General features: G+C 72.0%; 22 protein-coding genes. 8 read left to right on the top strand and 14 right to left on the bottom strand.

The annotated features are described in order from the left end of the window. Positions 1-250: 250 nt before the first annotated feature. The 4 genes from ABT160_RS23265 to ABT160_RS23250 all read right to left on the bottom strand — a co-directional run bounded on the left by ABT160_RS23265 (position 251) and on the right by ABT160_RS23250 (position 4475). Positions 251-922 (bottom strand): hypothetical protein, encoded by a 672-nt coding sequence (locus ABT160_RS23265; protein WP_351649666.1) that lies wholly within the window; start codon positions 920-922, stop codon positions 251-253. Between the two features lie 63 nt (positions 923-985). Next, positions 986-2215, bottom strand: coding sequence for an ABC transporter permease (locus ABT160_RS23260; RefSeq protein WP_351649665.1), 1230 nt, complete (start codon positions 2213-2215; stop codon positions 986-988). Further along, positions 2212-3105 carry an ABC transporter ATP-binding protein gene (locus tag ABT160_RS23255; RefSeq protein WP_502984286.1) on the bottom strand — a complete coding sequence of 298 codons (894 nt, stop codon included), beginning with the start codon at positions 3103-3105 and terminating at the stop codon, positions 2212-2214. Before ABT160_RS23255 ends, ABT160_RS23260 begins: the two co-directional genes overlap by 4 nt. After that, a complete protein-coding gene (locus ABT160_RS23250) occupies positions 3102-4475 on the bottom strand; it encodes a peptidoglycan-binding protein (RefSeq protein ID WP_351649664.1) in 1374 nt (457 codons plus the stop codon). The genes ABT160_RS23255 and ABT160_RS23250 overlap by 4 nt, the downstream gene beginning before the upstream one ends. Positions 4476-4715: 240 nt before the next feature. Here ABT160_RS23250 and ABT160_RS23245 point away from each other — a divergent pair, with 240 nt between their 5' ends. The 3 genes from ABT160_RS23245 (at position 4716) to ABT160_RS23235 (ending at position 7923) form a co-directional block, all read left to right on the top strand. Next, positions 4716-5441 carry a response regulator transcription factor gene (locus ABT160_RS23245; protein WP_351649663.1) on the top strand — a complete coding sequence of 242 codons (726 nt, stop codon included), beginning with the start codon at positions 4716-4718 and terminating at the stop codon, positions 5439-5441. Further along, complete coding sequence (locus tag ABT160_RS23240; protein ID WP_351649662.1) at positions 5434-6987, top strand: sensor histidine kinase; 1554 nt, start codon at positions 5434-5436, stop codon at positions 6985-6987. The genes ABT160_RS23245 and ABT160_RS23240 overlap by 8 nt, the downstream gene beginning before the upstream one ends. Positions 6988-7452: 465 nt before the next feature. Then, complete coding sequence (locus ABT160_RS23235; protein ID WP_351649661.1) at positions 7453-7923, top strand: peptidoglycan-binding domain-containing protein; 471 nt, start codon at positions 7453-7455, stop codon at positions 7921-7923. A gap of 129 nt (positions 7924-8052) precedes the next feature. Here ABT160_RS23235 and ABT160_RS23230 read toward each other — a convergent pair whose 3' ends face one another. From ABT160_RS23230 to ABT160_RS23205, 6 genes are all read right to left on the bottom strand, one after another. Continuing rightward, positions 8053-8523 carry a hypothetical protein gene (locus tag ABT160_RS23230; RefSeq protein ID WP_351649660.1) on the bottom strand — a complete coding sequence of 157 codons (471 nt, stop codon included), beginning with the start codon at positions 8521-8523 and terminating at the stop codon, positions 8053-8055. Positions 8524-8701: 178 nt separating this feature from the next. Beyond that, positions 8702-9460, bottom strand: coding sequence for an IclR family transcriptional regulator (locus ABT160_RS23225; RefSeq protein ID WP_351649659.1), 759 nt, complete (start codon positions 9458-9460; stop codon positions 8702-8704). Positions 9461-9543: 83 nt separating this feature from the next. Further along, positions 9544-9888, bottom strand: coding sequence for a gas vesicle protein GvpJ (gene gvpJ / locus ABT160_RS23220; protein ID WP_351649658.1), 345 nt, complete (start codon positions 9886-9888; stop codon positions 9544-9546). A 349-nt stretch (positions 9889-10237) separates the two neighbouring features. Continuing rightward, on the bottom strand, positions 10238-10738 hold the full coding sequence (locus ABT160_RS23215; RefSeq protein WP_351649657.1) for a GNAT family N-acetyltransferase: 501 nt from the start codon (positions 10736-10738) through the stop codon (positions 10238-10240). A 78-nt stretch (positions 10739-10816) separates the two neighbouring features. Next, complete coding sequence (locus tag ABT160_RS23210; protein WP_351649656.1) at positions 10817-12010, bottom strand: CapA family protein; 1194 nt, start codon at positions 12008-12010, stop codon at positions 10817-10819. A gap of 243 nt (positions 12011-12253) precedes the next feature. Continuing rightward, complete coding sequence (locus ABT160_RS23205) at positions 12254-14101, bottom strand: hypothetical protein (RefSeq protein WP_351649655.1); 1848 nt, start codon at positions 14099-14101, stop codon at positions 12254-12256. Between the two features lie 341 nt (positions 14102-14442). Between ABT160_RS23205 and ABT160_RS23200 the strand changes: the two genes are divergently transcribed. After that, a complete protein-coding gene (locus tag ABT160_RS23200) occupies positions 14443-14745 on the top strand; it encodes a hypothetical protein (RefSeq protein WP_351649654.1) in 303 nt (100 codons plus the stop codon). Between the two features lie 1382 nt (positions 14746-16127). Beyond that, positions 16128-16409, top strand: coding sequence for a hypothetical protein (locus tag ABT160_RS23195; RefSeq protein ID WP_351649653.1), 282 nt, complete (start codon positions 16128-16130; stop codon positions 16407-16409). 95 nt (positions 16410-16504) lie between these two features. Here ABT160_RS23195 and ABT160_RS23190 read toward each other — a convergent pair whose 3' ends face one another. Both ABT160_RS23190 and ABT160_RS23185 read right to left on the bottom strand, forming a co-directional pair. Beyond that, positions 16505-17029 carry an MOSC domain-containing protein gene (locus ABT160_RS23190; RefSeq protein WP_351649679.1) on the bottom strand — a complete coding sequence of 175 codons (525 nt, stop codon included), beginning with the start codon at positions 17027-17029 and terminating at the stop codon, positions 16505-16507. A 263-nt stretch (positions 17030-17292) separates the two neighbouring features. Next, positions 17293-18444: a protein kinase domain-containing protein gene (locus tag ABT160_RS23185; protein WP_351649652.1), complete on the bottom strand. Its 1152-nt coding sequence runs from the start codon at positions 18442-18444 to the stop codon at positions 17293-17295. Positions 18445-19127: 683 nt separating this feature from the next. Between ABT160_RS23185 and ABT160_RS23180 the strand changes: the two genes are divergently transcribed. Then, positions 19128-19361, top strand: a complete 234-nt coding sequence (locus ABT160_RS23180; protein ID WP_351649651.1) for a sigma-70 family RNA polymerase sigma factor — start codon at positions 19128-19130, stop codon at positions 19359-19361. Positions 19362-19427: 66 nt separating this feature from the next. Here the strand turns inward: ABT160_RS23180 and tal are convergent, their stop codons facing one another. Further along, positions 19428-21053: a transaldolase gene (gene tal / locus ABT160_RS23175; protein WP_502984285.1), complete on the bottom strand. Its 1626-nt coding sequence runs from the start codon at positions 21051-21053 to the stop codon at positions 19428-19430. Between the two features lie 174 nt (positions 21054-21227). Continuing rightward, the gene (locus ABT160_RS23170) at positions 21228-21800 is read right to left on the bottom strand and encodes a hypothetical protein (protein ID WP_351649650.1); all 573 of its coding nucleotides are present in this window, start codon (positions 21798-21800) and stop codon (positions 21228-21230) included. A 949-nt stretch (positions 21801-22749) separates the two neighbouring features. On the opposite strand from ABT160_RS23170, the gene ABT160_RS23165 reads away from it, so the two are divergent. Then, on the top strand, positions 22750-23601 hold the full coding sequence (locus ABT160_RS23165; protein WP_351649649.1) for a GAF and ANTAR domain-containing protein: 852 nt from the start codon (positions 22750-22752) through the stop codon (positions 23599-23601). Next, positions 23598-24371 carry an ANTAR domain-containing protein gene (locus tag ABT160_RS23160; RefSeq protein WP_351649648.1) on the top strand — a complete coding sequence of 258 codons (774 nt, stop codon included), beginning with the start codon at positions 23598-23600 and terminating at the stop codon, positions 24369-24371. Before ABT160_RS23165 ends, ABT160_RS23160 begins: the two co-directional genes overlap by 4 nt. The last annotated feature ends 63 nt before the right edge of the window (positions 24372-24434 follow it).

Raw genomic sequence — 24434 nt, 5'->3', positions numbered from 1 at the left:
CGTCCACGGGCCGCTCTCGTCATCGCGCTCGCCGCGACGGGGCAGCCCGCACACTGCCACGTCTCCCCCGCTCCGGACGCAATGGACGCCTCGTAGCCGTCGGCCCGGATGCGATGAACGCCTCGCAACCGTACGGGCGCTCCGCCGCTCCCGAGATGGCGACCGCGAGGCCACCGCCCGACCCTCGACCATGCCGGACTGGTACAAGGCGCCGCCCGGGCGGGAGGGTTGATCGTCCGAGACGGTGTGCTCAGCCGCCGGCCTGGATGCCGCACTTGTTGAGGATGCTCTTGCTATGCGGGTCGAGGCCGCTGCCGGAGAAGTACTTGTTGGTGCCTTCTTGGGTGAACACGGACGAGTTGTCGCTGGTCGGCTCGTGGAGGTACTCCAGGCCGCCGTTCTTCAGGCACTGGTACTGCTTCCGTGCCCGGGCAAGCTCCTGTCCCGGGTCGGTCGCGCCCTCGAACTGTGGCATGGGGACTGCCTTGCGGCAGGCCGGGACGAGTTCGCCCCACCACTTCTTCGCCACGGGCGATCCTTCGATGGAGCCGTCCGGCATGAAGGCGACCTTGCCCCCGAATCCGCCCTTGGGCTGTACGGCTCCCTTGGAGTGGGAGTCGGTGGCGATCTCGGTGTCGATGCCCGCGGCCTTGGCCTTGCGCGTCAGGCAGGTGTTGATGTCGGCGTTGTACTTGGCCAGCGCTTGCTTGCCTTCGGCGCTCTGCGGGTCGACCTTCTTGCCCTTGGGGGCCGCGTCCGACGTGGCCGGGGTCGCCGTGCTGCCGCCCTTGTCGAGGGACGCCACGCCCTGGGAGTCGTCCTTAGCATCGGCGCCGCCGCAGCCCGTCAGCAGGGTCACCGCCAGTGCGGATCCGAAGATCAGCGCACATGCCGAACGGGTCTTGGTGGGGCTGGTCATCATGATGGCTCCAGACGGGAGTAGAGAGGGAACGGGCCGGTGGACCCGGCCCGTGTGCGCGGGAGTTCAGGCGCTGGCGAGGGCTTCCGTGGGGGTGAGTGCCGCGGCGCGGGTGGCCGGGTAGAGGCCGGCGAGGGCGCCGACCACCACGGCTGAGCCGAGGCCGCCGAGGGCGGCGGGCAGGGGCAGGACGGCGGGCCAGTCCTGCGCCAGGGCCCAGCCCGCCACCCCCGCTGTTCCCAGGACGAGTCCGGCGGCTCCGCCCAGCAGACAGAGCAGGACGGATTCGGTGAGGAACTGGATGCGGATCTGGCCGCGGGCGGCGCCCAGGGCGCGCCGCAGTCCGATCTCGGTACGGCGTTCCAGTACCGACACGATCATGGTGTTGGCGACGCCGACGCCGCCGACGAACAGGGCGACTGCGGCCAGGCCCAGGAACAGGGAGGAGAACGCGGTGTCGGTGAGTTGTTTGGCGGCCAGGGCGTCGGAGGGCCGCGAGACCGTGACCGCCTCCGGGTTCTGGGGATTGACGGTGGCGGGTGCGATCGCGCGGACGTCGGCGAGTTGGGACTCGGTGGCACGGAGGTAGACCGTGTCGGGGTGCCCGGAGAAGGCGAGTTGTTGTGTGGCCGAGCGCCATCCGACGATGGCCATGGAATCGAGCTCGGGCAGGAGCGGTACGGCGCGCAGGATGCCGGTGACGGTGTACCAGGCGTCGCCGATGAGGAGTTGCGGTCCTGTGCCGTCGCGTGCGGTCAGGTCGGTGATGCCCAGGCTGTGGGCGGCGTCCGATCCCAGGGTCACGGTGGGCAGGGCGGAATCGGGTGTGGGCAGGTGGCCTGCGTAGAGGTCCGCCTGGAAGGTGCTGGTGAGGTCGCCGCGTGCGGCGACGACGGAGACGCCGGAGGTGTCGCCCTGGTCGACCTCGGCGTTGCGGCGGATCGGGGTGCTGGGGAGTTTGCCGAGGGCGGCCGCGCTGCTGACCGGCCCGATCCGCGCCGTCATGGCGTCGGCCTTCTCCGGCAGGGGGATGTCGGGGCCGCCCCCGCCGGTGGCCTTTTCGACCTTGAGCATGTTGGTGCCCAGGCTGGCGAGGTCGTTTTCCAGGGCTTTCTTGCTGGAGGCGGGGATGCCGACCACGACGATCATGGTGGCGACGCCGATGCAGATGCCCAGGGCCGAGAGCATGGCGCGTACGGGGCTGGAGCGGACGCGCAGGACGCCCAGCGCGAGGACGTCGCGCGGGGCCAGGCGGGCGCGCGGTCCGGCGCCCGGGCGCGGGGGTGGCGTGGTCACGGGGTGCCTCCGGAGGGTTCTGGCTCGCGGTACAGGGCCTTCTCGGCGCGCGGGGGTGCCGGTTCGTCGTCGGCGCCGGTGGTGTGGGGGTGTGCGCTGTCGTGGCGTACGCGGCCGTCGAGGATTTCCACGCGCCTGGGAAGTGAGGCGGCGAGCTGCCGGTCGTGGGTGATGATCGCGATGGTGGTGCCCTGGGCGTGCAGCCGGTGCAGGAGTTCCATCACCGCTTCGCCGGTACGGCTGTCCAGGGCGCCGGTCGGTTCGTCGGCCAGGACCAGGGACGGTTCGGTCACCAGCGCCCGGGCGATGGCGACCCGTTGCTTCTGTCCGCCCGACAGCTGGTGGGGCAGGTGCCCGGCGCGCTCTGCCAGGCCCACCCGGTCCAGTGCTTCGCGGGCCCGTGAGCGGCGGTGGCGGGCGGGGACTCCGGCGTACAGCAGGCCGGTGGCGACGTTGTCGGCGGCGCTGAGGCCGTCGATGAGGTGGAACTGCTGGAAGACGAAGCCGAGGGTGCGCCCGCGCAGGTGTGACAGGGCGCGGTCGGGCAGGGCGGCGATGTCCTGCCCGTGGATGCGGATGGTGCCCTGGGTGGGCCGGTCGAGCATGCCCATCAGGTGCAGGAGGGTCGACTTGCCGGAGCCGGAGGGGCCGACGATGCCGAGCAGTTCGCCCTGGCCGATGGAGAGGCTGACGTCGCGCAGCGCGTGCACCCCGCCGGGGTAGCTCTTGCCGACGCCCTCGAGGGCGAGGACAGCGGGTGCCGCGCCTTCGCCCGGGGTGACGGGGACGCCGGGGGTGCGGGCGACGCCCGGGGTACGGTGGGCGTCCTGCGTGCGGTGGGCGCTCTGCGGCGTGGCCGGGGCGGTGCGGCCGTGGCGGGGAGGGGTCACTGGGTGGTCACCACCTTCATGCCTTCCTTGACGTCCGCGCCGGAGACCTCGACCAGCCCTTGCGCGAACATCCCGGTCTTCACCGCGACCAGACGCGTCTGGTCGCCGGGCGCGTCCTTGCCGCCGGCGGGAGCGGGGAGCTGCAGGGCGTAGCCGCCCTCGCGCAGGGCGACGAGCGCTCCGACCGGGACCGTCAGGACGCCCTTGTGCTCCTGGCTGGTCAGGCTGACCGAGACCGGGGCGCCTTCCAGGCCCTTGCCCGCGGAGGCGTCGTCGAGGGTAACCGTGACGTTGATCTTGGCTTCCTGACCGCCTGACACGCCCTCCTTGGTACCGGTGGACGCGGTGACGGCCTTGCCCACGGAGGCGACCTTGCCGGTCGCCGTCGAGGCGTCGGGCATCGACACGCTCACCTTGGTGCCCTTCGCGGCCAGGGACAGGTCAGAGACCGCCAGGGGCACGGTGACGGTGCGGCTGGTCCCGGTCAGCGTCACCAGGTCCCCCTCGGCGGGATCACCCAGGTGCGCCTTGACCTGGCCGATGCGGGCCCGGCCGGTCAGGACCTCCACGTCACTGGGAGATATCCGCCCCGTGGGTTCGGCGATCTTCAGGCTGTTCTTCTGCCAGCGCTTGATCGCGGTGACGGTCTGGTCGGTGAGGGTGGAGTCGGGCCGGCCGAAGTCGCGGTAGCCGAGCGCGTACAGGTTCTCTTCCAGGAGCTTGACGTCGGCTCCGGTGGTGCCCGGTCCGGCCACCTCGTCACGGGCCCCGCCCGCCGAGGCTGTCTTGCCGCTGCCTTTCGTGCCCTTGGCCGACTCGGGGCCGCCGGTCTTCCCCTGGCCCTCGGCCGGATCGGAGCCCTGCCCGGTCGAGGCCGTGCCGGAGCCCGCCGTACGGGAGGAGTCGTCGGCGGACTCCGCCGGGGGCGCGCCCAGCGTCCGGTACAGCGGCATCTTGCCGTAGAAGACGGTGACGGGCCGGTCGTCGATCCTGGCCAGCTGGCTGCCTCGGGACACGGTGTCGCCCGCCGCGGGCAGCCACGTCACCGTCCCGGCACGGCGCCCCTTGACGCCGCGCTCCGCACCGAAGCCCAGCGTCCCGGAGACGACCTTGTGCTGGGACAGGTCCCCCCGGCCCACCTTCGCGGTGCCCGCGCGCGCCGGGCCGGCCGGCGCCGGTCCGGCGTCGGAGGCCCGCAGCCACGTGTAGCCGATCCCGCCGATGGTGGCGACCAGCACCACACCGACGGCGGTGAAGACCAGGGGCCGCCTGCGGCGCCGGACCGGCTCGGCCGCGTCGTCCTCAGACGGATCGTCCGCCTCCCGCTGCGCCACCACGGGCAGCGTCGTGGTGCGCTCCTCCGGTTCCATCAATGAGCTCCTCACAGGTCGGACGCGGTACGGCGCCACCGCCGGGGCGGCGACCAGCACAGCCTGTACTAGGCCTCCATAAGCCCTGCTCAAAGACCAAAAGGGGGCTGAAGATCCTGAAGAAGCCTGAAGGGGGGAGCCGGGACGGCCCGGGCGGCGCGGCGGCGATGACCTTCGCAGGAGGACGCAAGGCTAAAGACTCCTGAAGACACCCGGCGCCACCATGCGATTCTCGAATGCATGGACGTACTGGTCATCGAGGATGATCCACAGATCGCCCGGGCCCTCAGACAAGGCCTCGAGGCCGAGGGCTACACCGTGCAGCACACCGCTGACGGCCTCACCGGTCTGCAGTACGCCCTGCGCCACCCCTACCAGGTGATCGTCCTGGACGTGATGCTGCCCGGCGTCCACGGCTACCGGATCTGCGCCGAACTGCGCCGCGCGAAGGTCCTCACCCCGATCCTGATGCTCACCGCGAAGAACGGCGAGCACGACGAGACCGAAGGCCTGGACACCGGCGCCGACGACTACCTCACCAAGCCCTTCTCCTACCCCGTCCTGCTCGCCCGGCTGCGCGCCCTGATCCGCCGCGGCGCCCACGCCCGCCGTGCGGGGGACCGGCTGCTGCGCACCGGGACGTTGTGGGTGGACCCGGGTTCCTACCGGTGCGGTCGCGGTACGGAGGAAATAGCGCTCACCGCACGGGAGTTCGCCGTGCTGGCCGTCCTCGCCCGCGGTCACGGGCAGGTGGTGCCCAAGCAGGACATCCTCGACGAGGCGTGGGAGGGGGCGTACGACGGTTCCACCGCCATCGTCGAGGTGTACGTCAGTGCGCTGCGCCGCAAGATCGACGCCCCGTTCCAGCGGCGTTCCATCCAGACGGTGCACGGCGTCGGCTACCGTCTCGTGGACGACGCTCCCCCTGCGCCGGCCGGTGGTCCAGGGCCCTGCCGCGATGCTTGACCGTCTGCCCACCGGCCCGCGCACCGCGCTGCTGTCCGGGCTCGTGGCCCTCCTGGTCTGCACCGGCGGAGCCTGGTGGCTGCGCCAGCACCTCTACGACGACCAGATCAGCGCCGCCACCGACAAGGCACGCGTACAGGCCCGCGCCGTGGCCCGCGCCCTGGTCCTGGGAAAGCAGACCGCCCTCATCGAAGGACAGCTGTCCTGGCCCTACGTGGTCGTCACCGAGGACGGAAACGGCATCGGCAGCTCGGACGGCTTCACCATCCCCCACGGCCAGGTCCCCCCGGCTCCGGCATCCGCACCGGCCGGCTGGACGACCACCCGTACCGTGACGACCGCAGGCCCCAAACGTCAGCCGATCGAGGACACCGCCGACCCCGACAGCCCCTCCACCCGGAAACCCGGCCCGCCCGATACGCACGACCGGCCAAGAACACCCCCGACGACCGGGCGCTCCGCCCACCCCGACGCCCCGGCCTCACCCCCGGCACCCTCCCCACTGGCCCACCGCACCTTCACCGCGGTCGGAGCCCTGATCGACATCAAGCCGGGCGAACCCACCGTCTTCGGCGAGCACGGCGGCCGCTACACCGTCTACGTCCTCGTCCTGCCCGACGCGGCCGACCAGGCCGTGGCCGCCCTCGACCCGGCCCTGCTCGCCGGGGTCCCCCTCGCCGCGCTCCTGGTCGCCGTCACCGCGCACCTCGCCACCCGCAGGGCCCTCAAGCCCGTCGAAGCCATCCGCGCCGAACTCGCCGAGATCAGCGCGCACCACCTCGGACGCCGCGTACCCGTCCCCCGCGCCCGCGACGCGATCCAGGACCTGGCCACCACCACCAACCGCACCCTCGACCAGCTGGAGCACTCCCACACCCAGCAGGAGCGCTTCGTCGCCGACGCCGCGCACGAACTCCGCAGTCCCGTCACCGGACTTCGGACCCTGCTGGAGGTCTGCCTCACCTATCCCGACCGTACCGACTGGCCCCGCACCGCAGGCCACACCCTGGACACGACCCGGCGCCTGCAAGCCCTGATCGACGACCTGCTGCTGCTCTCGCGACCGCAAGCCACCGCCACACCAGCCCTCACCGACCTGGCCGGCACCGCACGCGAACTCATCGACCAGCAGAGGGCAGTCATCAGGCCCCACGTCACCCTCCACCTGGACGCGCCCCCCACCGCACCCGTCCGCGGCAACCCCCTCCAACTGCACCGCCTGCTGCGCAACCTCCTGGACAACGCCGCCCGGCACGCCCGCACCCGTATCACGGTGACCGTGACCAGCGACCCGGACGCCACCACCGTCGAGGTCCACAACGACGGCCCGGACCTGCCCGCCCACCGCCGCGAGTACGTCTTCGAACGCTTCGCCCGCCTCGACGACGCCCGCGACCGCGACTCCGGCGGCAGTGGCCTGGGCCTGGCCATCGCCCGCGACATCGCCCGGCGCCACCACGGGACCCTGACCGTCGGCGACACGCCGCCCGGAAGCGGTACCGCCTTCGTACTCGTACTGCCGACCGCGCACACCACCACTCGCTGAGTCGCGCTTTTCCTGACCGTCGAGGGTCCATTCGTTGCGGTCGGTGGGCCGGTCGCGGCGCCATCCGCTCGTGGGACGCGCGATCCATGCTGCAGCGCACTCGAAGACGGCTGGGCTCTTCCCGACGCACCAGGGCTTCGCGCACCGGTCGTGTGGGCCCGAAGGGACGTGGTTACCGGCCGACGTGGCCCGGAGCGTTCGTCGGTCGCGGGGTGGGCGCGGCTGGTCCTCGCTCCTGGTGGAGCGGGCGAAGGGGCGGGAGGGGTGTGTGTCGTCGGCTGTGCACGGGCTGTCTCCCCACGTGGTGGACCGCCGCTCACATCAAGCCTGTCCAGTTCGCTGTCAACTTCTCGCCAGGGTCTGCTCCGCTGGTGGTGGCGCTGATAGACATGGCCCTGCCGCCGCCTTGACCGGGCCGGCTCCGACAGAAGCCAGAAGACCGAAGCGAGCTTCAGGGGGACACGTATGCCATCGAACAGGTTCACGAGGGCGGTGCTGGCGACGTTCACCGTCGCAGCGCTGGGCGTCGGCACCGTTGCCGGTGCCACCGCCGCCACCGCCGCTCCGTCCGCCGTCAAGACGTCCCAGGCGACCGTCACCGTCCAGGCCGTCAACAACCTCGGTCTGTCCAAGCCCGAGGCCCAGAGCGTGCAGTGCTACGTCCGCGACGCGGCGCCCGTCGGGAAGTACAACCCCGGCGCCATCGACGGCCAGCTCGGTACGGCCAGTTGGAAGGCGTGGCAGCTCTTCCTCAACGACCGCGGGTTCAACGCCGGTACGGTCGACGGCCAGGTCGGCCCCAACACCATCCGAGGACTTCAGCGGTTCCTGAACTACATCGGTTACGACACCGGTGGGGTCGACGGAGTCGCCGGCACCAAGACGCGGGCCGCGTGGAAGGCCTTCTCGCATCTCAGTGACGGCAGTTGGTGCTGAGCCGGCACCGGATTCGTTGATGTGAGCGTGCAGGGTGCGCAGCCCGTCGGCGAGGACGCCGAGCGGGGCTGCGGACCCGGCCGCGCGTACGGCGTGATCCTGTCGGGTAGCGAGGCCGCCCTTCTGCGATCAGATGTCGATGACCCGGTAACCGATGACGTACACGCCGCCGGATCCCTCCACCGTGCGCCACTGCGTCTCCGCACCGGCCTCGGAGCCCGTCACCAGCGTCGCGCCGAGCTTGTCGTCGCCGCTCGTGGTGTCGTAGTCCCACAGGGTCATGGTGCGGGCCTGCTGCTTGCCCAGGATGAGGGCGGCGCTGCTGTTGCCGTCGGCCATCGAGCGCACGTAACCAGGGCCCATCGTCTGGTACTTGACGCCACCACCGGGCCACACCTTGACCGCGTTGCCGTTGGCGTCGGTGATCTTCAGGTAGGCCTCGTCGTGGTCGCCTTCGCTGCTCTTCTGGCAGTGCAGCTCGACCAGTTCGATGCGTACGTAGTCGATCGGCTCGGCCTGGGCGGTGCCGGCGAAGGCGGCGATGCTGCCGAGTCCGAGCAGCGCGGTGGCGGCGGTGCGGGCGAGGCGGTTCTTGCGCATGTGGTCCCCCCACGTACGGGTCACGCAGTGAACTGGCCACTGGGTGACGGTGATCCGGCGCCGTCCTGTTGTCGGACCGGGCCGGTGTGCCGTGTTCCCCTCGGCACGACACGTACTGTGCCCGCCCGGCGCGTACGGTTCTACGCGCGTTCCGCTCAACGGAACGCGCGCGGGCGGTTCACAGGACCGGTGCGCTCGGTGCGTGCGCGCGGCGCGGGACACCGCGAGCCAGTGCCCGGCTGATGGCGGCCCCGGCCTCGACGACGTGGCGCGCGAGCGCGTCCAGCGGGCGGCCCGCCGGGACGAGCGCGGTCAGCGCCGCGACCGTACGGCCGTCGGGGGTTCGTACGGGCAGGGCGGCGCAGCACACGCCTTCCATGACGGCCTCCCTGTCGAGCACCGGGGTGCTGGAAGCGGGGCTCCTGAGGGCCTTTCCCGCGGCGGTGTCGAGGCGGAAGGCGATGCCGTCGCGCAGGGGCATGAGGGGTTCGACGTCGCCGGGGACGGAGGCGACGGCGAGCGCCGTGTCCTCGCTCAGGACCGTGACGACCACGCTCGCGCCGGTGCCCAGGCGCAGCCGCTGGATCGGGACGCGGGCGGCCGCGCGCAGGCCGGGGTGCGGGTCCCACGTCTGACCGAGGCGGTACAGCTGGGGGCCGATCCGGTAGCGGGTGCCCTTGCGTTCGACGGCGCCGAGCTCGACCAGTTGGTCGAGCAGGCGGTGGACGCTCGCCTTGGGTACGCCGCAGGTGTGCGCGAGTTGGGTCACGCCCGCCTCGTCGCCGCTGAGGCGCAGGGCGTCGAGGAGCGCGAACGCTCCCTCGAGTACGCCTCGCCCCCGGGCCGGTCCTCCCCCGGCCGGTCCGGTGTCCGGCCGTCGCGTCGTCGTTCTGTCGGAGCCGTCTCTGCCAGAGACGCTTCCCGTACCGGTGTCCATGAGCCCCCCGACTCGTCAGGCCCGGCCGGTGACCCCCGTGGCACGGCTGCGGGCAGGGTCCACCATGCCGGAGGAGGGGTGGTTCAGGCCAAGGGCTCGGGGCTTCGTCGTGTCGTCTGCCTGGGTTCGACGTCCGTCCGATCCTGTCGCTGTGCATCGCCTTGCCCGCCCAGCAGTTCCCGGGCTCCCGAGCCGCGTGCCGGCCCGGCTTCGAGGTCGAGGCGGTTGCAGGCTTCGGCGAAGCGCAGATAGGTGTCCACACTGGCCACGACGACCCGGATGTCGATCGTGAGGAGCTCGATGCCGATCAGTGAGACGCGGATGTACGCGTCGATGACCAGGCCGCGGTCGAGGATGAGCTCCAGGACGTCGTACAGGCCCGAGGTGCCGCCCGATCCATTCGCGCTCCGCGCGGGCTCCCTGGTCATCGCGGCCGCTTCTTGTCGTGCGCTCGACGTGGCGTTGAGTAACTGACAGATGTGGAAGGGCTGTTGGGTTCCGGCCCCTCTGGTGGGAGGCCGAGGAGCGTGGCGTAGCCGCGGGCCAGAGCACTCACCGCACCGTGCGGCTGGGCTGCCCGGATCGCGGTGCCGGTCGGGGGCCGGCGCCGCTTCTCGTGCTCACGGGGCCGTGCTGGGCTGGGCTCGGGCATCGCTTCGGCTCCTCGGGTCAGGAACCGACGGGTTGCCGGGGTGGCGGTGGCCAAACCCTCACCGGCCTCCCGGTTTCTCGCCTGCGAGGTCACCGGGGCACGCGAGGCGCCCGGGAGCACGGACGCTAGAGGGCCAGTTTGAACCCGTCGTGGCTGCGCGCGAAGCCCAGTCGGTCGTAGAAGCGGTGTGCGTTCTGACGCTTTTTGTTGCTGGTCAGCTGGACGAGTGCGCAGCCACGCGCACGGGCGCGGTCGATGGTGCGCTCCATCAGGATGCGCCCGAGTCCACCGCTCCGCCGGTCGGCGCGGATGCGTACGGCCTCGATCAGGGCCCGCTCGGCCCCGCCCTTGCTCAGCCCGGGGACGTACGTCACCTGCAGGGAGCCGACCACCCGGCCGCCCGCGTCCTGGTCGTCGGCGCCTTCGACCAGGACCAGGACCTCATTGCGCGGGTCCGTGTCGATCGCGGTGAAGGCCCGCTCGTGCGCCTCGTCGACGACTAGCGTCGACGGGTCCACCACCCGTTCCTCGTCGGCGAGCAGAGCGAGGACCGCGGGCAGGTCGGCGCGTGCCGCCGGGCGGAGCGTGAGAGCGGTCGGGCGGACGGGCTCAGGGGCAGCTGACATGCGGCCGACCCTATCCGGCCCCCCGAGTGGACCATCCGTCCGGCTGCCCCGGTGTGGGGCGTGGGGGGTGTGCGGGGGTCAACGGCCCTGGGTCAGGCCGGCTTTGGCGGCGCCTCTGCTGAGCACCACCTCGCTGATGTGCTCGCGCGCGAAGTCGTAGCCGCTCGCGCCCGCCCCGAGCGGGAAGACGCGGTTGGCGTCCGGGTCGAAGTACTGCGGTACGAACTCCGCCTTCGTCACCTCCCAGCGCTTGCCCGGGGCGGCGGGCGGGGCGAAGGTGAAGCGGCCGATGCTGCTCATGTTCCCGCGGTCGTCGAAGCCGCCGGAGTAGTTGACCATGCGGCCGGCGACCTGGTCGCCCATGCCGTAGACGACGTACGTGCCGTTGACCTTCTCGTACGCCTGCGGGACGTGTGCGTGGGTGCCCAGGATCAGGTCGATGTCCGGGCGTCCGGCGGTGTTCGACGCGGTCAGCGCGCGGGCGAGGTCGAGCTGGGTGTCGTCGGGCTCGTCCTGCCACTCGGTGCCCCAGTGCACCGAGACGACCACCACGTCGGCGCCGGCCCGGCGGGCCGCCCGCGCATCGGCGATGATCTTGTCGCGGTCCATCAGGTTGACCGCCCAGGGCTGCCCGTCGGGCAGCGGGTAGCCGTTGGTGTCGTAGGTGTAGGCGAGCTGGGCGACCCTGGCCGTCCCCGCGTGCAGCAGCGCCGGGCGTTCCGCTTCCTGCGCGGTGCGGGCCGAGCCCGCGTGGGCCAGGCCCGCCCGGTCGAAGGCGTCGAGGGTGCGGCGGATCCCGGTGGCCCCGTCGTCGAGCGTGTGGTTGGAGGCGGTGGAGCAGGAGTCGTAGCCGGTGGCCTTCAGTCCGGCGGCCACCTGTGGCGGGGAGACGAACGCCGGGTAGCCGGTGTACGGGCCGTCCTCGCCGCCGTACACCGTCTCCATGTGACAGATCGCCAGGTCCGCCGCGGAGACCAGGGACTTCACTCCGTCGAGCATGGGGGCGAAGTCGTAGCCGTCTCCCCCGGCGTCGGCGCGTGCCTGGCGGATGATCGAGGCGTGCGGCAGCACGTCACCGGTGGCCACCAGGGTGAAGCCGCGCGGGGCGGGTCGCGCCGGACTGGACGCCGCGGTCGGCCGGCTCTTCCCACCGTGCGGGGTTCCGCCGTTCGTGGTGCCCTGCTGCCGGGAGCAGCCGGTGGCGGCACTGGTGAGCACGAGCGCGACGGCCATCGTGGTGCCGAGGCGGCTGAACCTGGCTCGCTGGTACATCAGGAGTCCCCTCACGCTGCGCACGGAGATGACCGGTCCGATCATCTGTTGACACGATCGCCGCCTCGCGGGTGAAGTGAAGGCACGCCGCCGGGCAAACGGGGCGGGGACCCTCCGACAGACCAAGGGCAGGGGTCGGGTCGGGCCGTAGGGCGGCGGCGCCCCGAGCCTCCGGGCCCGGCCCGGGGCGTCCCGCGTCCGTGTACGTGGCTCGCGCTCGCGCACGGACGCGGGACGTACGGGTCAGGTCAGGGTGATGGTGGCGTGGGACCTGGCGTTGACGTGGAAGCGGCACCAGCGGTGCGAGTCGTCGTTGTCGTGCCCGGCGTGCGAGCCGGTGGTCCAGTAGTAGCCGCCGGTCCTCTCGGGCTTGCTCTTCTCGGTGGCGTACCGGTTGTACAGGGTGTAAGTCCCGGGCTCCGGGCGGGAGATGACGGCGTCGACGCGGATGCGGCCCTTGCCGTCCACCTGGTGGGAGCCCATCGCGATGGCGTGGTGGTCGGGCACGGCGCCCTTGCTGTCCGCGAGCCAGAGTTCGCCGCCCGCACCGAGATGGGTGGGCATGATGTAGCGGTTGTGGTCGGGGTAGTACCAAAAGCCCCAGTAGTACTCGGCGTTGGCCTCCCAGGACAGGATCAGTACCTTCCGTCCGTCGGTGAGGGTCGCCGGGGTGATCGAGGTGCGGTGGCGCAGCCGGGACCAGCCGCCCATGCCCTCGTCGCTCACCCACGGCCCGTACTGGACCTCCTCGCGGGAGGCGACCTGGTCCAGGCTCGGCGGTGTCGGCGGGACGTACCGGTCGATGCCCCGGTGCACCAGCAGCAACGCCTCGTGCTCCTGGCCCTCGGGGCCGTCCTTGACGACGAGCAGGGCCGGGGTGTTGTTCGAGTCGTGTCCGTCGAGCTCCTTCGGCGCGCTCCACCCGCCCTCCTGGGTCCAGGTGGTGTGGGTGAGCTTGTCGCTCTCGGCGGACGGGTAGACGGCGTGCAGGCGTCCGTCGTAGGAGGCCAGTGCCGCGTTGCGGCGGGAGAAATGCGCGGACTCCGCGTAGCCGTCCTCGTCCTTCGTTCCGCCGAGCACGGCCGGCTTGCTCCAGACCTTGCCGTCGAAGACGGCGTGGTACAGCCACGGGTCCCGGCTGCCCTTGCGGTACACCAGGTGCAGCTTCCCGTCGTGCACGGCGAGCGCCAGGTTGGCGGGGTAGCCCAAGGTGCCGCGCCGGGGGTCCTCCACTTCGCGCCGGTCGAAGCGGTGGTCGAGTATCAGCTCGTGGTCGTGGAATTCCTCGAGGTCGTAGTGGGGGAAGTCCTCAAGCTCGTGAAGCGCGGAGACCGGGGATGTCTGCGGGCCCTGGGAGCTCTGGCCGGGGGACTCAGCCAGTTCGTCCCCGGACCCATCGCCCGGTCCCTCGTTCGACTTCTTCTGGATCAGGTGTGTGATGCGGTTCGACGCGAGGTTCACGTACATGACGTGCAGGGAGCCGTCGTACGACGCCACGGCAGGGGCGATCCGGAGTGATCCGTATCCAGGAATGCCGACGTTGTACCCGCTCAGTCCTCCTTCGGAGTTGGGCCGAAGGTGCGTCGCTTTCAAATGACCACGGTAGCTACCGTGGCTCTCTTCGAGCCGTGTGGTGACCAGGAGGAGCGCCCCTTCGTGAGCGGTGATCGCCGGAGCCTCCACGCTCGCCCAGAACGGCACCTCGTCCCGGGACCACCGGCGCGCCTCGTCCAGGGCCCGGGACGCCTCCTGCACCTTCGCCTCCCACGCGGCGACCTCCTCCGCGGAGGCCCCTTCGGGCAGCGGCTTGCGGGCCTCGTCGAGCGCGTCGATGAACGGCTGGGCGGCACGCGGGGTGAACTCGGAGAAGTTCAGCGGCAGGCACTCGTACTTCCCGCCGTCCCGGCGGGCTCCACGGTGCACGCAGTACAGCGTCCCGCCCACCTCGGCCAGCGCCGGGGCGGACACGCTCAGGTGGTCGGCGAACGGCACACCGGCCGACCACCCCTCGTCGGTCGTGTACAGGGCGCGCCACAGGTTCTGGTCGTCTTCTTGCTGCTGCCCGCCGGCCTGCTTGGCGTCGTCGGTCACCTGTGCTCCTTACATTCGCTTACGTCCGTGCCATCAGCTCCGGCCGGGTGCCGCTTGCCACGTCGGTGGCCGCGTACGCGGGCCGAAGCGCCGCGTCTCTTCCTTGTTGATCACGGCACGGGACGCCTAGCCAGCCCGCCGCGCCCGCAACCGTGAACGTCGAGAACCGGCCACCGCCGGAGCCAACAACGGCGAGAAGCAGCAGGTCACCGGCACACTCCGCCGCTCCGCGACGGCTCGTTGCGGGGGCGCTTCGGACGGGTTTCCCTCCCATGAACCCGACTGCTAGATGTGGGTGTTCGCAGTACGGGTGGGTGTCTTCAGCCACATGAGGAGCGGGAATGAGCGACGGCCGTGTGGCCCGATGTCGATGCGGGCACTTGTGGACGGTCCACCTGGAGGGCGTGTGCGGCGGTGACGGCAGCCGGTGCGACTGCGGGGGCTTCTATCCCGAGGGCTGGCGCCCCAACACCACGGACACCTGCCGCGGTTGCCGCCACGACCGTGCCGAGCACATCGGCGTGAGCTGCCGCGCCAGCACTGGCCGGGACACCGTCACCGTACGGCACTTCGGCGGCGAGGGAGACACCTGGACCACGCAGGACACGGTGGCGATCCTCTGCACGTGCCAGTGCTTCTGGTGAAGTCCCTTCTGGTGGGCTCCTGGGGAGCCGGTTTCGCCCGGTGGTCGGGCGGGCGGGTGACCGTGACCCGCACCGTTCGCGCCGAGACCGGCCGGAGCCGTATCACCGACGACACGGCTCCAGCCTCCGCTTCCGTACGCGTGCCGGCTGGTGGAGCCTCCCGCGGCTCCGCCTCCGCGCCAGGAGAGCGTCCCGCGCGAGGACCGGACAGGGGAGCGGTGGTCCCGCGCGCTTCCGATTGGCGCCGCTTGGGACGGCGGCAACCGGGATCTTTCGTACAGCCTCCCACCATCCCGGCTCCGTGTCCGCAAAACCGTGGGCCAATACCAGCCGGACTTGGGCCTCGGGACCGCGGCAGGGGCTCGCAGTGGTGGCGCACCGGGGTCGGGACCGCCCCGCGTAACAGTTCCGGGTCCCCGGGGTGGGATTCGGCCCCCTGGCCGTACGGTGGAGACAGCCCTCCGCGCCTTCTGGCGTACCGGGAGGGCCTATCCCGCAGCAGAGCGAGCCTGTGGCGCACACCCCATGAGCGCCGGGCTTGCCTTCCACTCCCGCGGAAGTCAACCGACAGTCCGGCCCGTCCCTCGGGGCACATTCGAGGCCGGGATGGCTATGCCCCCGGCTGCCTGGAGGGAGTGCTCCAGTGGCACGCCAGGAGAAGGGCGCTGCCACCTGGACGGGGCACGCGGCCGCCGCCCCGACGGCGGCCGCCGCCCGCCCACGCCGGGCGCCGGTAGGACGTGCCGGTTCTCGGCCCGTTCATCGGTGCGGGTTGCGGCGAGGTCAAAACGCCTGAACTGTGAGGGAGTTCGCAGGACGCTGTGGCGGAGAGGGGCAGTACCGGCGAGGCGCGGGCAAGCGCGAGCCGGACCCATCCGGCAGCGCACGGGCTCCGAATCCCCCGGTGAGGGCTCCTGGTGAGTCCTACCGTGCCGGGTGCCGCCTTGTCGGTGGGCGGTACCCGGCCGGATCCGGCTCACGACAGCCGGGGCGAGTGCCCCTCCCAGGCCCGTTCTCGTACGACAACGGTGCGCGGGCCTCAATCCTCGGCGGGGCCGGGAACCGGGACGGCGCCGGCGGGCGCCGTCCCGTCGGCGGGCCTGTTCGGCCGTGTGGCGGCGAGGACGGCGTCCAGGAGGCCCGGGAAGCGGACGTCGAGGTCCTCGCGGCGGAGTTCGACGACCTTGTGGCGCCCGGCCTTGTGGAGCCTGGCCTTGTGCTCCCGGGTGATGCCGGACTCGCGCAGGACGCGCCGCTGGAAGGTTGCGGTGGCCCCGGTCCCAAGCGGGCAGTCATGGCGGTCGGCCGTGCCGGTATCCTCCTGGCAAACGGACCAGACGCATTGCGAGAAGCCAGTGATCCGAGACCTGTACAACGTCCGCGTGTCGCCTGCCGAAGGCGGGCCGACGCCGCTGACCGAGGAGGAGGAGCGGCGCGCGCGGGCGGTGTTGTCCAGCGACCTCGGGAACGTCATCGCCGAGCGGGGCTGGGTTCGGTTCCCGGCCTACTCGCCGGAAGAACGCCGGCGGCTCATGGCCGTCGCGCAGCGCCTCAGCGCCCATTGGGGGCAGCAGGTGTTCATCGAGGCCGAGGACCAGTGTGCGATGAGGCTCTACCTCGCGGGGTACGGGTCGCAGTACTCGGCGCATCCGTTGGTGCCGTAGCGCCGGGGCGGGCTCACTCCCGTACGCCCTTGCCGAGCGGTCGGTCATAGCGCCGTACCGTGCGGACGACGCCGACGGATCCGTTCTCCGCGGGTTCAGACCCGCGCCAGCGGCCGGTGGGGCAGGGGCGGAAGTTCCACCACCACCGGGTCACCGGGCCGTACCGTCCCGGTCCGGCGGACCACGCCCATGACGCCGCACTTGAAGGTGAACTCGTCGGTGAGCGGGTCCAGGGCGAACATCTCGCCCAGGAGACCCGTCCGGAAGTCGTTGATCTTCGAGCAGGGGTTGCGCAGTCCCGTCACCTCGACCACCGCGTCGGCCCCGAGGCGCAGCAGGGACCTGGTGGGCAGGCCGAGCAGGTCGACCCCGCGGGTGGTGACGTTCTCACCGAGCTGGCCCGCGCGGACCTCGAAGCCCCTGAGGGCGAGTTCGTCGAAGAGTTCTTCGTGCATGAGGTGGACCTGGCGCAGGTTGGGCAGGTCCGGCTCGTAGGTCATGCGGAACTGGTGGCGGATCGTCTCGCCCGCGTGGACGTCATCCTGCACGCCGAGGCCCGCGAGCAGCGTGACGGAGGCCCGGTTGGGCTTGCTGAACGCGTACGACGAGTTGCGGCTCACCGCGGTGATCCGCCCCGCCGCCGGATCGTGCCCCGGGGCGGTCGCCGCGCCCTGGGGGGCCGCCGCAACCTCATTCCCGTGATCGGTGATGGATTCGAACACCCCTGCTCCCCACTCCCCTACGCCCTCATCAGCCCGCGCGCCTCTTGCGCACCGGCTGCCCGCTGACGTCCAACTGTAGGGCGATGCACTGACACGGCCCACCCTGACGACGGCCGTTGCCGGCTGCCAGCCGCACCACCGTGTCACCGTCGTGCGCGCGGCTACCGGCCGAAGTCGACTTCGAGGTGGTACGCGCCGGCGAGGGGGTGCCGGGCGGATCCGGCCTCCACGGTCAGGCGGAGCAAGGCCCGCCGCACGGCGGGCCGGTCATCCGGAGGGGTCGCGGTGACCTGGACGTCGCAGCCCGTTCGCGAGGTCAGGCAGGCGCTGTTGCGATCGAAGGCGATGGCGGCCACGCCGGGAAGCGCGGCCAGCCATTGCTTCGCGCTGTCCGTCCGGGAGCCGCACGCGTCGTAGTCCGCGCACCCGGCCGTGTAGGTCATCCGGGCCCGGTCCCCGGAGGCACGCGCCCCGGACCCGCGCTGGCAGCCCGAGGGGGTCCCGGCTCCTTCGGCGGTACTCAGGTTGGCCTGGTACGTGGAATTGAAGGCGTCGGACTTCATCACCGCGTAACCGGTCACCGACGCGATGAGTACGGTCACGACCGCGCCCACGCCGAGCACGGTCCGGCGCGTGGACCAGCGGCGGCGCGGCGGCACCGGACCGGCCGGCGCAGCCCCGGGAGCGGCGGCGGGCGCGGTGGGCGGAACCGCGGGACGCGGTGCCATCGCGGTGACGGTCCGCTGCTGCGAAGCCGGGGAGTGCGGGGGCGCGCCGACAGGGGCCTGTGCCCGTACGGCTACGGGCTGTGCCAGCCGCGCCTGCAGCTGTTCCATCGTCAGCCGCTCGGCCGGCTCCTTGCGCAGCACCCCCGCCAGTACGGGAGCGAGCGGGCCGGCCCGTACGGCGGGCGCGGGCTCCTCGGTCGCCACCGCGACCAGAACCGCGCTGGGAGTCATGGCGTCGAACGGCGGCCGCCCCTCCACGGCGGCGTAGAGGGTCGCTCCCAGCGACCACAGGTCCGACTCGGCCGTCGCGGGCAGGCCCCGGACCTGCTCGGGGGCCATGAACGCGGGCGTCCCCATGATCATGCCGGTGGCCGTGAGCGTGGCGTCCCCCTCCACCGCGGCGATCCCGAAGTCGGTGAGCACCGCGCGGCCGTCCTCAAGGAGGATGTTGGCGGGCTTGATGTCCCGGTGGGTGATGCCCATCCGGTGCGCGGCGGCCAGGGCGGCGGCGACCTGGCGTCCGATGTCCGCGACCTCCTGAGGCGGGAGCGGTCCCCGTGCCTCGACGAGGTCGGCCAGGGACATATCCGGTCGTGGACGGTGATGATGCCCGGGTGCTTCAGGCGTGCCGCGGCGCGCGCCTCCCGGTCCAGCCGCGCGATCCAGTTCGCCCGCTCGGCGTCCCCGAGGTGGCCGGGCAGGCGCAGCTCATTGACCGCGACGTCCCGTGCCAGCCGGGTTTCATGGGCCAGCCAGACCGCGCCCATGCCGCCCTGACCGAGGAGGCGTGTCAACCGGCATCTGTGTGCGAGGAGTTCGCCGTCATCAGCATTCACGTACGCACCCTGGAACTCACCCATATCAGGGCCGCGGCGCCTGCCCTGGGCGGGGTCCGGGGCGTCGAGTGCGGCTCAACCTCGCTCTGCCGTGAGGGGTGTTGAGCGGCTACGCTGGAGGGGCAGGCCCTGGACCCCGGCGCGTCCCTCGACCGTTCGGTGGACCAGGATGACCAGAACTCCACTCCCCCGCCCGGCACTTGTCGCGCACCCGTGCACCGCACCTCACCCGGCTCGGGCAGGACGCCGGGGTGCCGGGCCCCTGGGTGGCGCGTGATGGCCCGGCGGCGTACGGGCGTCTCCCGTCCCCCGCACGCGAGCGCACGCCACGTGGCCCCGGCCGGGCCGCCTGGGCGCCGCGTTGCTCACGCGTCCCGACGGGCCGGCACGCGGCCGGCCGGTCAGCGGAGGCACAGAGCGCTCCCGGATGACGTGAGCCTGGACGTGCTGCTCGTGGAGGTCGGCCGCGGGAGCCTTCGTGCCATGGGGCAGCTGTTCGACGAGGTGTGCGGTCTGCTGCTGGTGCTCGCCGTCGTCCGGTGCGCGTCCGTGGCCGACGCGGAGTCCTCCCTCGCTCAGGCCTTCGTACGGATCTGGCGGGAGGCGCCGCAGTACGAAGAGGGCTCGGGCGCGCTGGCCTGGATCGTGCACCACTCCCGGGTGTGACCGCGGGCCCGCCGGGTTCCGGGGCGGCGGGCCCGCAGACAGCGGCCGGATCCGGACCCGTCCTGGTCAGTTCGTTCCGTGGGTGCCGAGCGTGCGCGCCGCCGCGCGGATGCGCAGTTCCTCAAGGGTCGTTGACTGCTCGTCGGCTCGTCGCAGGAGGGCGTCGAGCCGGTGGGCGTCGAGGCGGTCGTCGGTGTCGGCGAGGACGCGCAGGGTTCGCCAGCAGGCCGCTTTGGCCTGGACGCCCGTGTGCACCGCCTCCAGTTCGAGGACGTCGCTGAGCGGCGACCGGGAGAAGAGGTGGCCGTTCAGCTTGAGCCGCCCGGCCTTCTCGGCCAGCCAGCCCAGGCCTGCCTTCACCGGGTCGAAGGCGACGCCCAGGTCCGACATCATCCGGCGTAGAGCCCGGCGGTCCTCGTCGACCTGCTCGGCCAGGTCCTTGAGGGCAGCGGCGTGCTTGCGGTCCTGGTGGGCGTCGGCGGTCCGGCGCAGCAGTTCGGTGCCGCCGCTCGCGCCCGCCAGGTGGTCGTTGAGGTAGATGCCGAGGAGTTCGGCGCTTTCCGAAGCCTGCTCGGTCTCCCCGCTGTCGGCGTGGGTGTCGGAGCCGCTGCTCGACCGGGGCTCGGTACGGGCGTTCAGTCGGCCGCTCACGGTCGCGCCGAGTTCCGCCCAGCTCTTCTCGAACGTGCCGAGCCCGTCCCGCTCCAGGGCGTCGGTGACGTCGGCGAAGTCCACGCCGACGTCCGCCAGCGCCACGAAGTGGGCACGGGCCGCCTCCCTCTCCCGGTCCCGGTCAGGGGCGGGGAGGGTGCCATGGTCGGCGAAGGCCGCGAGTGTGCCGGCGGGCATGGTGGACACGGTGCCGGGGATGGCGAGCCCGCTGACGTACAGGGTGTCCGGGTAGGAGGGGTCCTTGACGCCGGTCGACGCCCACAGCGGACGCTGGGGCCGGGCGCCGGCCACCGCGAGGCTCCGCCAGCGGGGCTCGGCGGTCGTCGTCTCGTAGACCTGGTGGGCCAGGCGGGCGTTGGCGAGCGCGGCCCCGCCCTTCAGTTCCAGGGCCCGCGGGGTGCCGATGGCCTCGAGGCGCCGGTCGACCTCGGTGTCCACCCGCGAGACGAAGAACGAGGCGACCGAGTGGATGCTCGTGAGGTCGTGTCCGGCCTGCCCGGCGCGCTCCAGTCCCGACATGTAGGCGTCGAGCACGGCGCGGTAGCGGTCGAGGGAGAAGATCAGGGTGACGTTGACGCTGAGGCCTCCGGCGATGACTTCGGTGATCGCCCGCAGGCCCTCCTCGGTGGCGGGGATCTTGACGAAGAGGTTCGGTTCGCCCACCGTCTCCCACAGTGTGCGCGCCTGCGCGATCGTGGCGTCGGCGTCCCTGGCGAGCCGGGGGTCGACCTCGATCGACACCCGGCCGTCCACGCCTGCGGTGCGCCGGTGCACGGGGGCGAGGACCCGGCACCCGGTGCGTACGTCGTCCGTGGTGAGGGCTGCGACGGCCGCTTCGGCGTCGGTCCCCCGCTCGCGCAAGCGGCGCAGCTGGTCGTCGTAGCGGTCTCCCTTGGCGAGCGCCGAGGCGAAGATCGTGGGGTTGGTCGTGACGCCCACGACGTGCTTCCGCGCGATCAGTTCCTCCAGCTCTCCTCCCGCGAGCAGTTCACGGGACAGGTCGTCGAGCCAGACGGACACACCGGCCGCGGACAGCTCTGCGAGCGGATCGGGTGATGCGGTGGGGGGGCATGCGAGGTCTCCGGGATCGTCGAAGTGCCCTGTGCGGGCGTGGGGTCTCGCGGCGGCGGGCCCCTGATGGTGGTGGCGGCTGCCGGGGCGTGCCGTCCGCTCACGCGTCAGGAGCCCGGGGGGTCAGCGCTTGGAGTTCCTCTGGCTGTTGAGGCTGTCGCGCAGCCTGCCGCGGAGCTCCTGGGAGGGTCGCTGCTGCTCGCCGTGCAGGGCGTTCAGGACGACCAGCCCGGCGGTGAGCGCGGGCACGACCCACTGCATGAGGGCGAGCTGCTTCTGCGCCTGCTGGGTGGTGACGGGGACGTTCTCGGCCGTCTCCTGGTCCTCTTGCTTCTCCGACGTGGCGAGGTCGACCTTCTTGCCGAGGACGCGCGTGTACGCGGTGGCGGCCATGGCGGCACCGGTCAGCAGCGTCTTGGTGGCGGTCGAGGCGGCCACGCCCTTCTGGTTGCGGACCCGGTCGCGGTTGGCGAGCAGCACGCCGGAGCCGCCGAGCAGGTGGGCGCCCATGGCGACCGCGCCGAGCGGTGCCCACTTGGCCCAGCCCGCCGACGCGATGCGTGCCGTGCCGACGTCGGTGACGCCTTCCTCCTCGGCCGCGCCGTTGAGGCCTATGGCGCCCATCAGCGAGCCGCCGAACCACGCGGCCAGGCCCAGGTCGTGCGCGCTGCGCAGGAACGTGTTGCGTTCTGTCATGGTGATCCTTCGTGTGGGGCGTCACGGTGTCGGTTCGACGAACCGTGTCGTTCTCGTACGCGGGGATCGGGTGTGCCCGCCCGCGCACGCCGTGGAAGGAACCGTGGTCTCGGGATCGATCCGCACAGCGGTGCCGGGTGCCCGGGTACGCCGCCACCCACACCTGTCGTACGCATCAGGCGGGGTCACGTCGCCATGTGCTCCGGAGTGCGCCGGGCTCGTGCCGGGGACGGCACCCGGTCGGGGCATGGCGGTCGAGGGCCGGAGGAGATACGCTCTCGGCACGCCCCTGCCCCCGGCGGTCCAGCGACCGTACGGACTTGGCGGGTGAATCCTGTGGGGTGTCGTCTCCCGACACAACCAACCCTCTCAGCAAGGCTTTTAGCTGCTCCGACGTGCCGACCGGAGCAGTCGGCCTTCGCGGTCCCGCAGAGCGGTGGAGCGGTCAACCATCCTGTCCCCACGTGCTATTGGCCGGTCGTCGCGCGGCTGCGCATCACCGATGAACGCCGTGCTTCCCGGCCACCTGACACGCGCACTCCCCCTCGCGTTCTGCGACGCCTCCGCACTGACACGGTGGCCGGCTCCTGACCAGGTCGCCTCCGACGGGCTTGGGGGGCCGCGCGGGCGACCACACAACGGCAGCGTCGCGGTGGAAGCACCACGCCTCCCCGCCGCGGCGCTGCCGCCCCCTTCTCGGGCATCGGAATGCGCGCGGCGAGGGTTCGGCATGGGCGAAGCCTGGTACTCGTACCGTGGTGTCGTCGGCCCAGGACCCAGGCCCTCATCCGAGGAGGGGTCCCCATGTCGCCCAGTCGCACCGGAGTCGTCCACTCCACTGGATTCGCCTGCCTTCGGGCGCTGTTGACCGAGCCGCGCGCTCGTGCGCCCGGTGATGCCCGCAGGGGTGCGTCCGACGTGCCAGCGCTCTCCTGGTCTCTGGGCCCCCGTGGGCAGTGACCGGATGATGGGGGTGCTGCGGCTGCTGGAGGGCGACGGCTGGTCCGACGGCGCCTCCCACGCCGTGACCGAGGCCGCGCACGTCCTGGAGATGGACGGCGTGGCGGTGTGCCTGAGCCGGGACGGCGGCAGCGCCCTGGAGGCCATGTGGTTCTCGCACCCGCTGGCCCGCGCCTTCAGCGATCTGCAGTTCACGTGCGGCCAGGGTCCGAGCCTGGACAGCATGCGGCACTGCCTGGTCGTGCGGGTCGAGGACCTCGACACGGTACGGGAGGACCGCTGGCCGGCGCTGACCACGAGCGACACGGGCCCGGTGCGCGCGGTCTTCTGCTTCCCCCTGCGGATCGGTGCGCTGCGGATCGGCGTCCTGACCCTGCTGCGTACGTGTCCGGGCCCGCTGGCGGGGGCGTCGAACGACGGCGCCGACCTGTTCGCCCGGGCGCTGACGCGGTACTGCCTGGGCCTGGACTTGTCCGGCCCCGGTACGGCGGAGGGACAGGACGCTCCCGCCACGGGCCGGCCGGCGCCGGAGCGCGACCCCGTGCCCCGTTCCGCGGCGGAAGGCGAGGTCCCGGGCTTCCTCGAAGCCACGGAAGGGCTGGCGAGAGCCGAGGTCCACCAGGCCACCGGAATGCTGAGCATCCAGCTGCGGATCGGTCTCGCCGACGCCCTGGTCCGCCTGCGCGCCCACGCCTACGGCTCCGGCCGGTCGCTGGACGACGTGGCCCACGCCGTCGTCACCCGCCGGCTGAGGCTCGGCCGCGGCGACGCCGACGACGATTCGACCACCGACGACGCGATCGGTGAGGACACCCCTGACGAGAAGGATCCGCCCGCATGAACCGCGACCAACTCCTGGCCCCCGTCTTCGTGGAGATGGCGGACTCACTCACCGAGGACTTCGACGTCCTGGACTTCCTGCAACGCCTGTGCGGCCACTCCATGGACCTGCTCAGCATCCAGGCGGCGGGCGTCATGCTCGCGGACGCCGACTCCGTGCTGCGCGTCCTCGCGGCCTCCGACGAGTACACCCGTCTGCTGGAGCTGTTCGCGCTCCAGCACATGGAGGGCCCCTGCCAGGAGTCCTACCGGACCGGGAGCCCCTGCACCGGGATCGACCTCACGGGTGAGCACGCGGCCCGCGACTGGCCCAACTTCACCCCGGCCGCCCTCCAGGGCGGGCTCCGCGGAGCCAACGCGCTCCCACTTAAGCTGCGCGGACGCACCATCGGCGCCCTCGGCCTCTTCTGCGCCGCACCGCAGCCGATGACCCCCGCCGACATCGCACTCGGCCAAGCGCTCGCGGACGTCGCGACCATCGCCCTCATGCAGCAGCGCACCATCGTCGCGGTGGAGACCGAGCGCGACCAGTTGCAGCACGCGCTGCACAGCCGCATCGCGGTCGAGCAGGCCAAAGGCGTCCTGGCCGAGCGCTGGAACACCACCCCCGACACCGCGTTCCACACGCTGCGCGCCTACGCCCGCGCACACCAGCAGTCACTGGCCGCGCTCGCCATGAGCATCACCGACGGGACGTTCGACACCGGTGCCATCAGCCGCCCGACCGGCGCGCCCGCGCCGCCCGGGCGACAGGAGCCGCACCGGCGCTGAGGGACGTACAGGACAGTGCACAATGAGGGCGATACGGGCGATATGACACACCGACACCTTGGT

This window comes from Streptomyces sp. NPDC001941, assembly GCF_040296945.1.
Lineage (GTDB): Bacteria > Actinomycetota > Actinomycetes > Streptomycetales > Streptomycetaceae > Streptomyces.
Note: the sequence above shows the minus strand (reverse complement) of the source record. Positions and strands in the feature narration are given on the sequence as shown.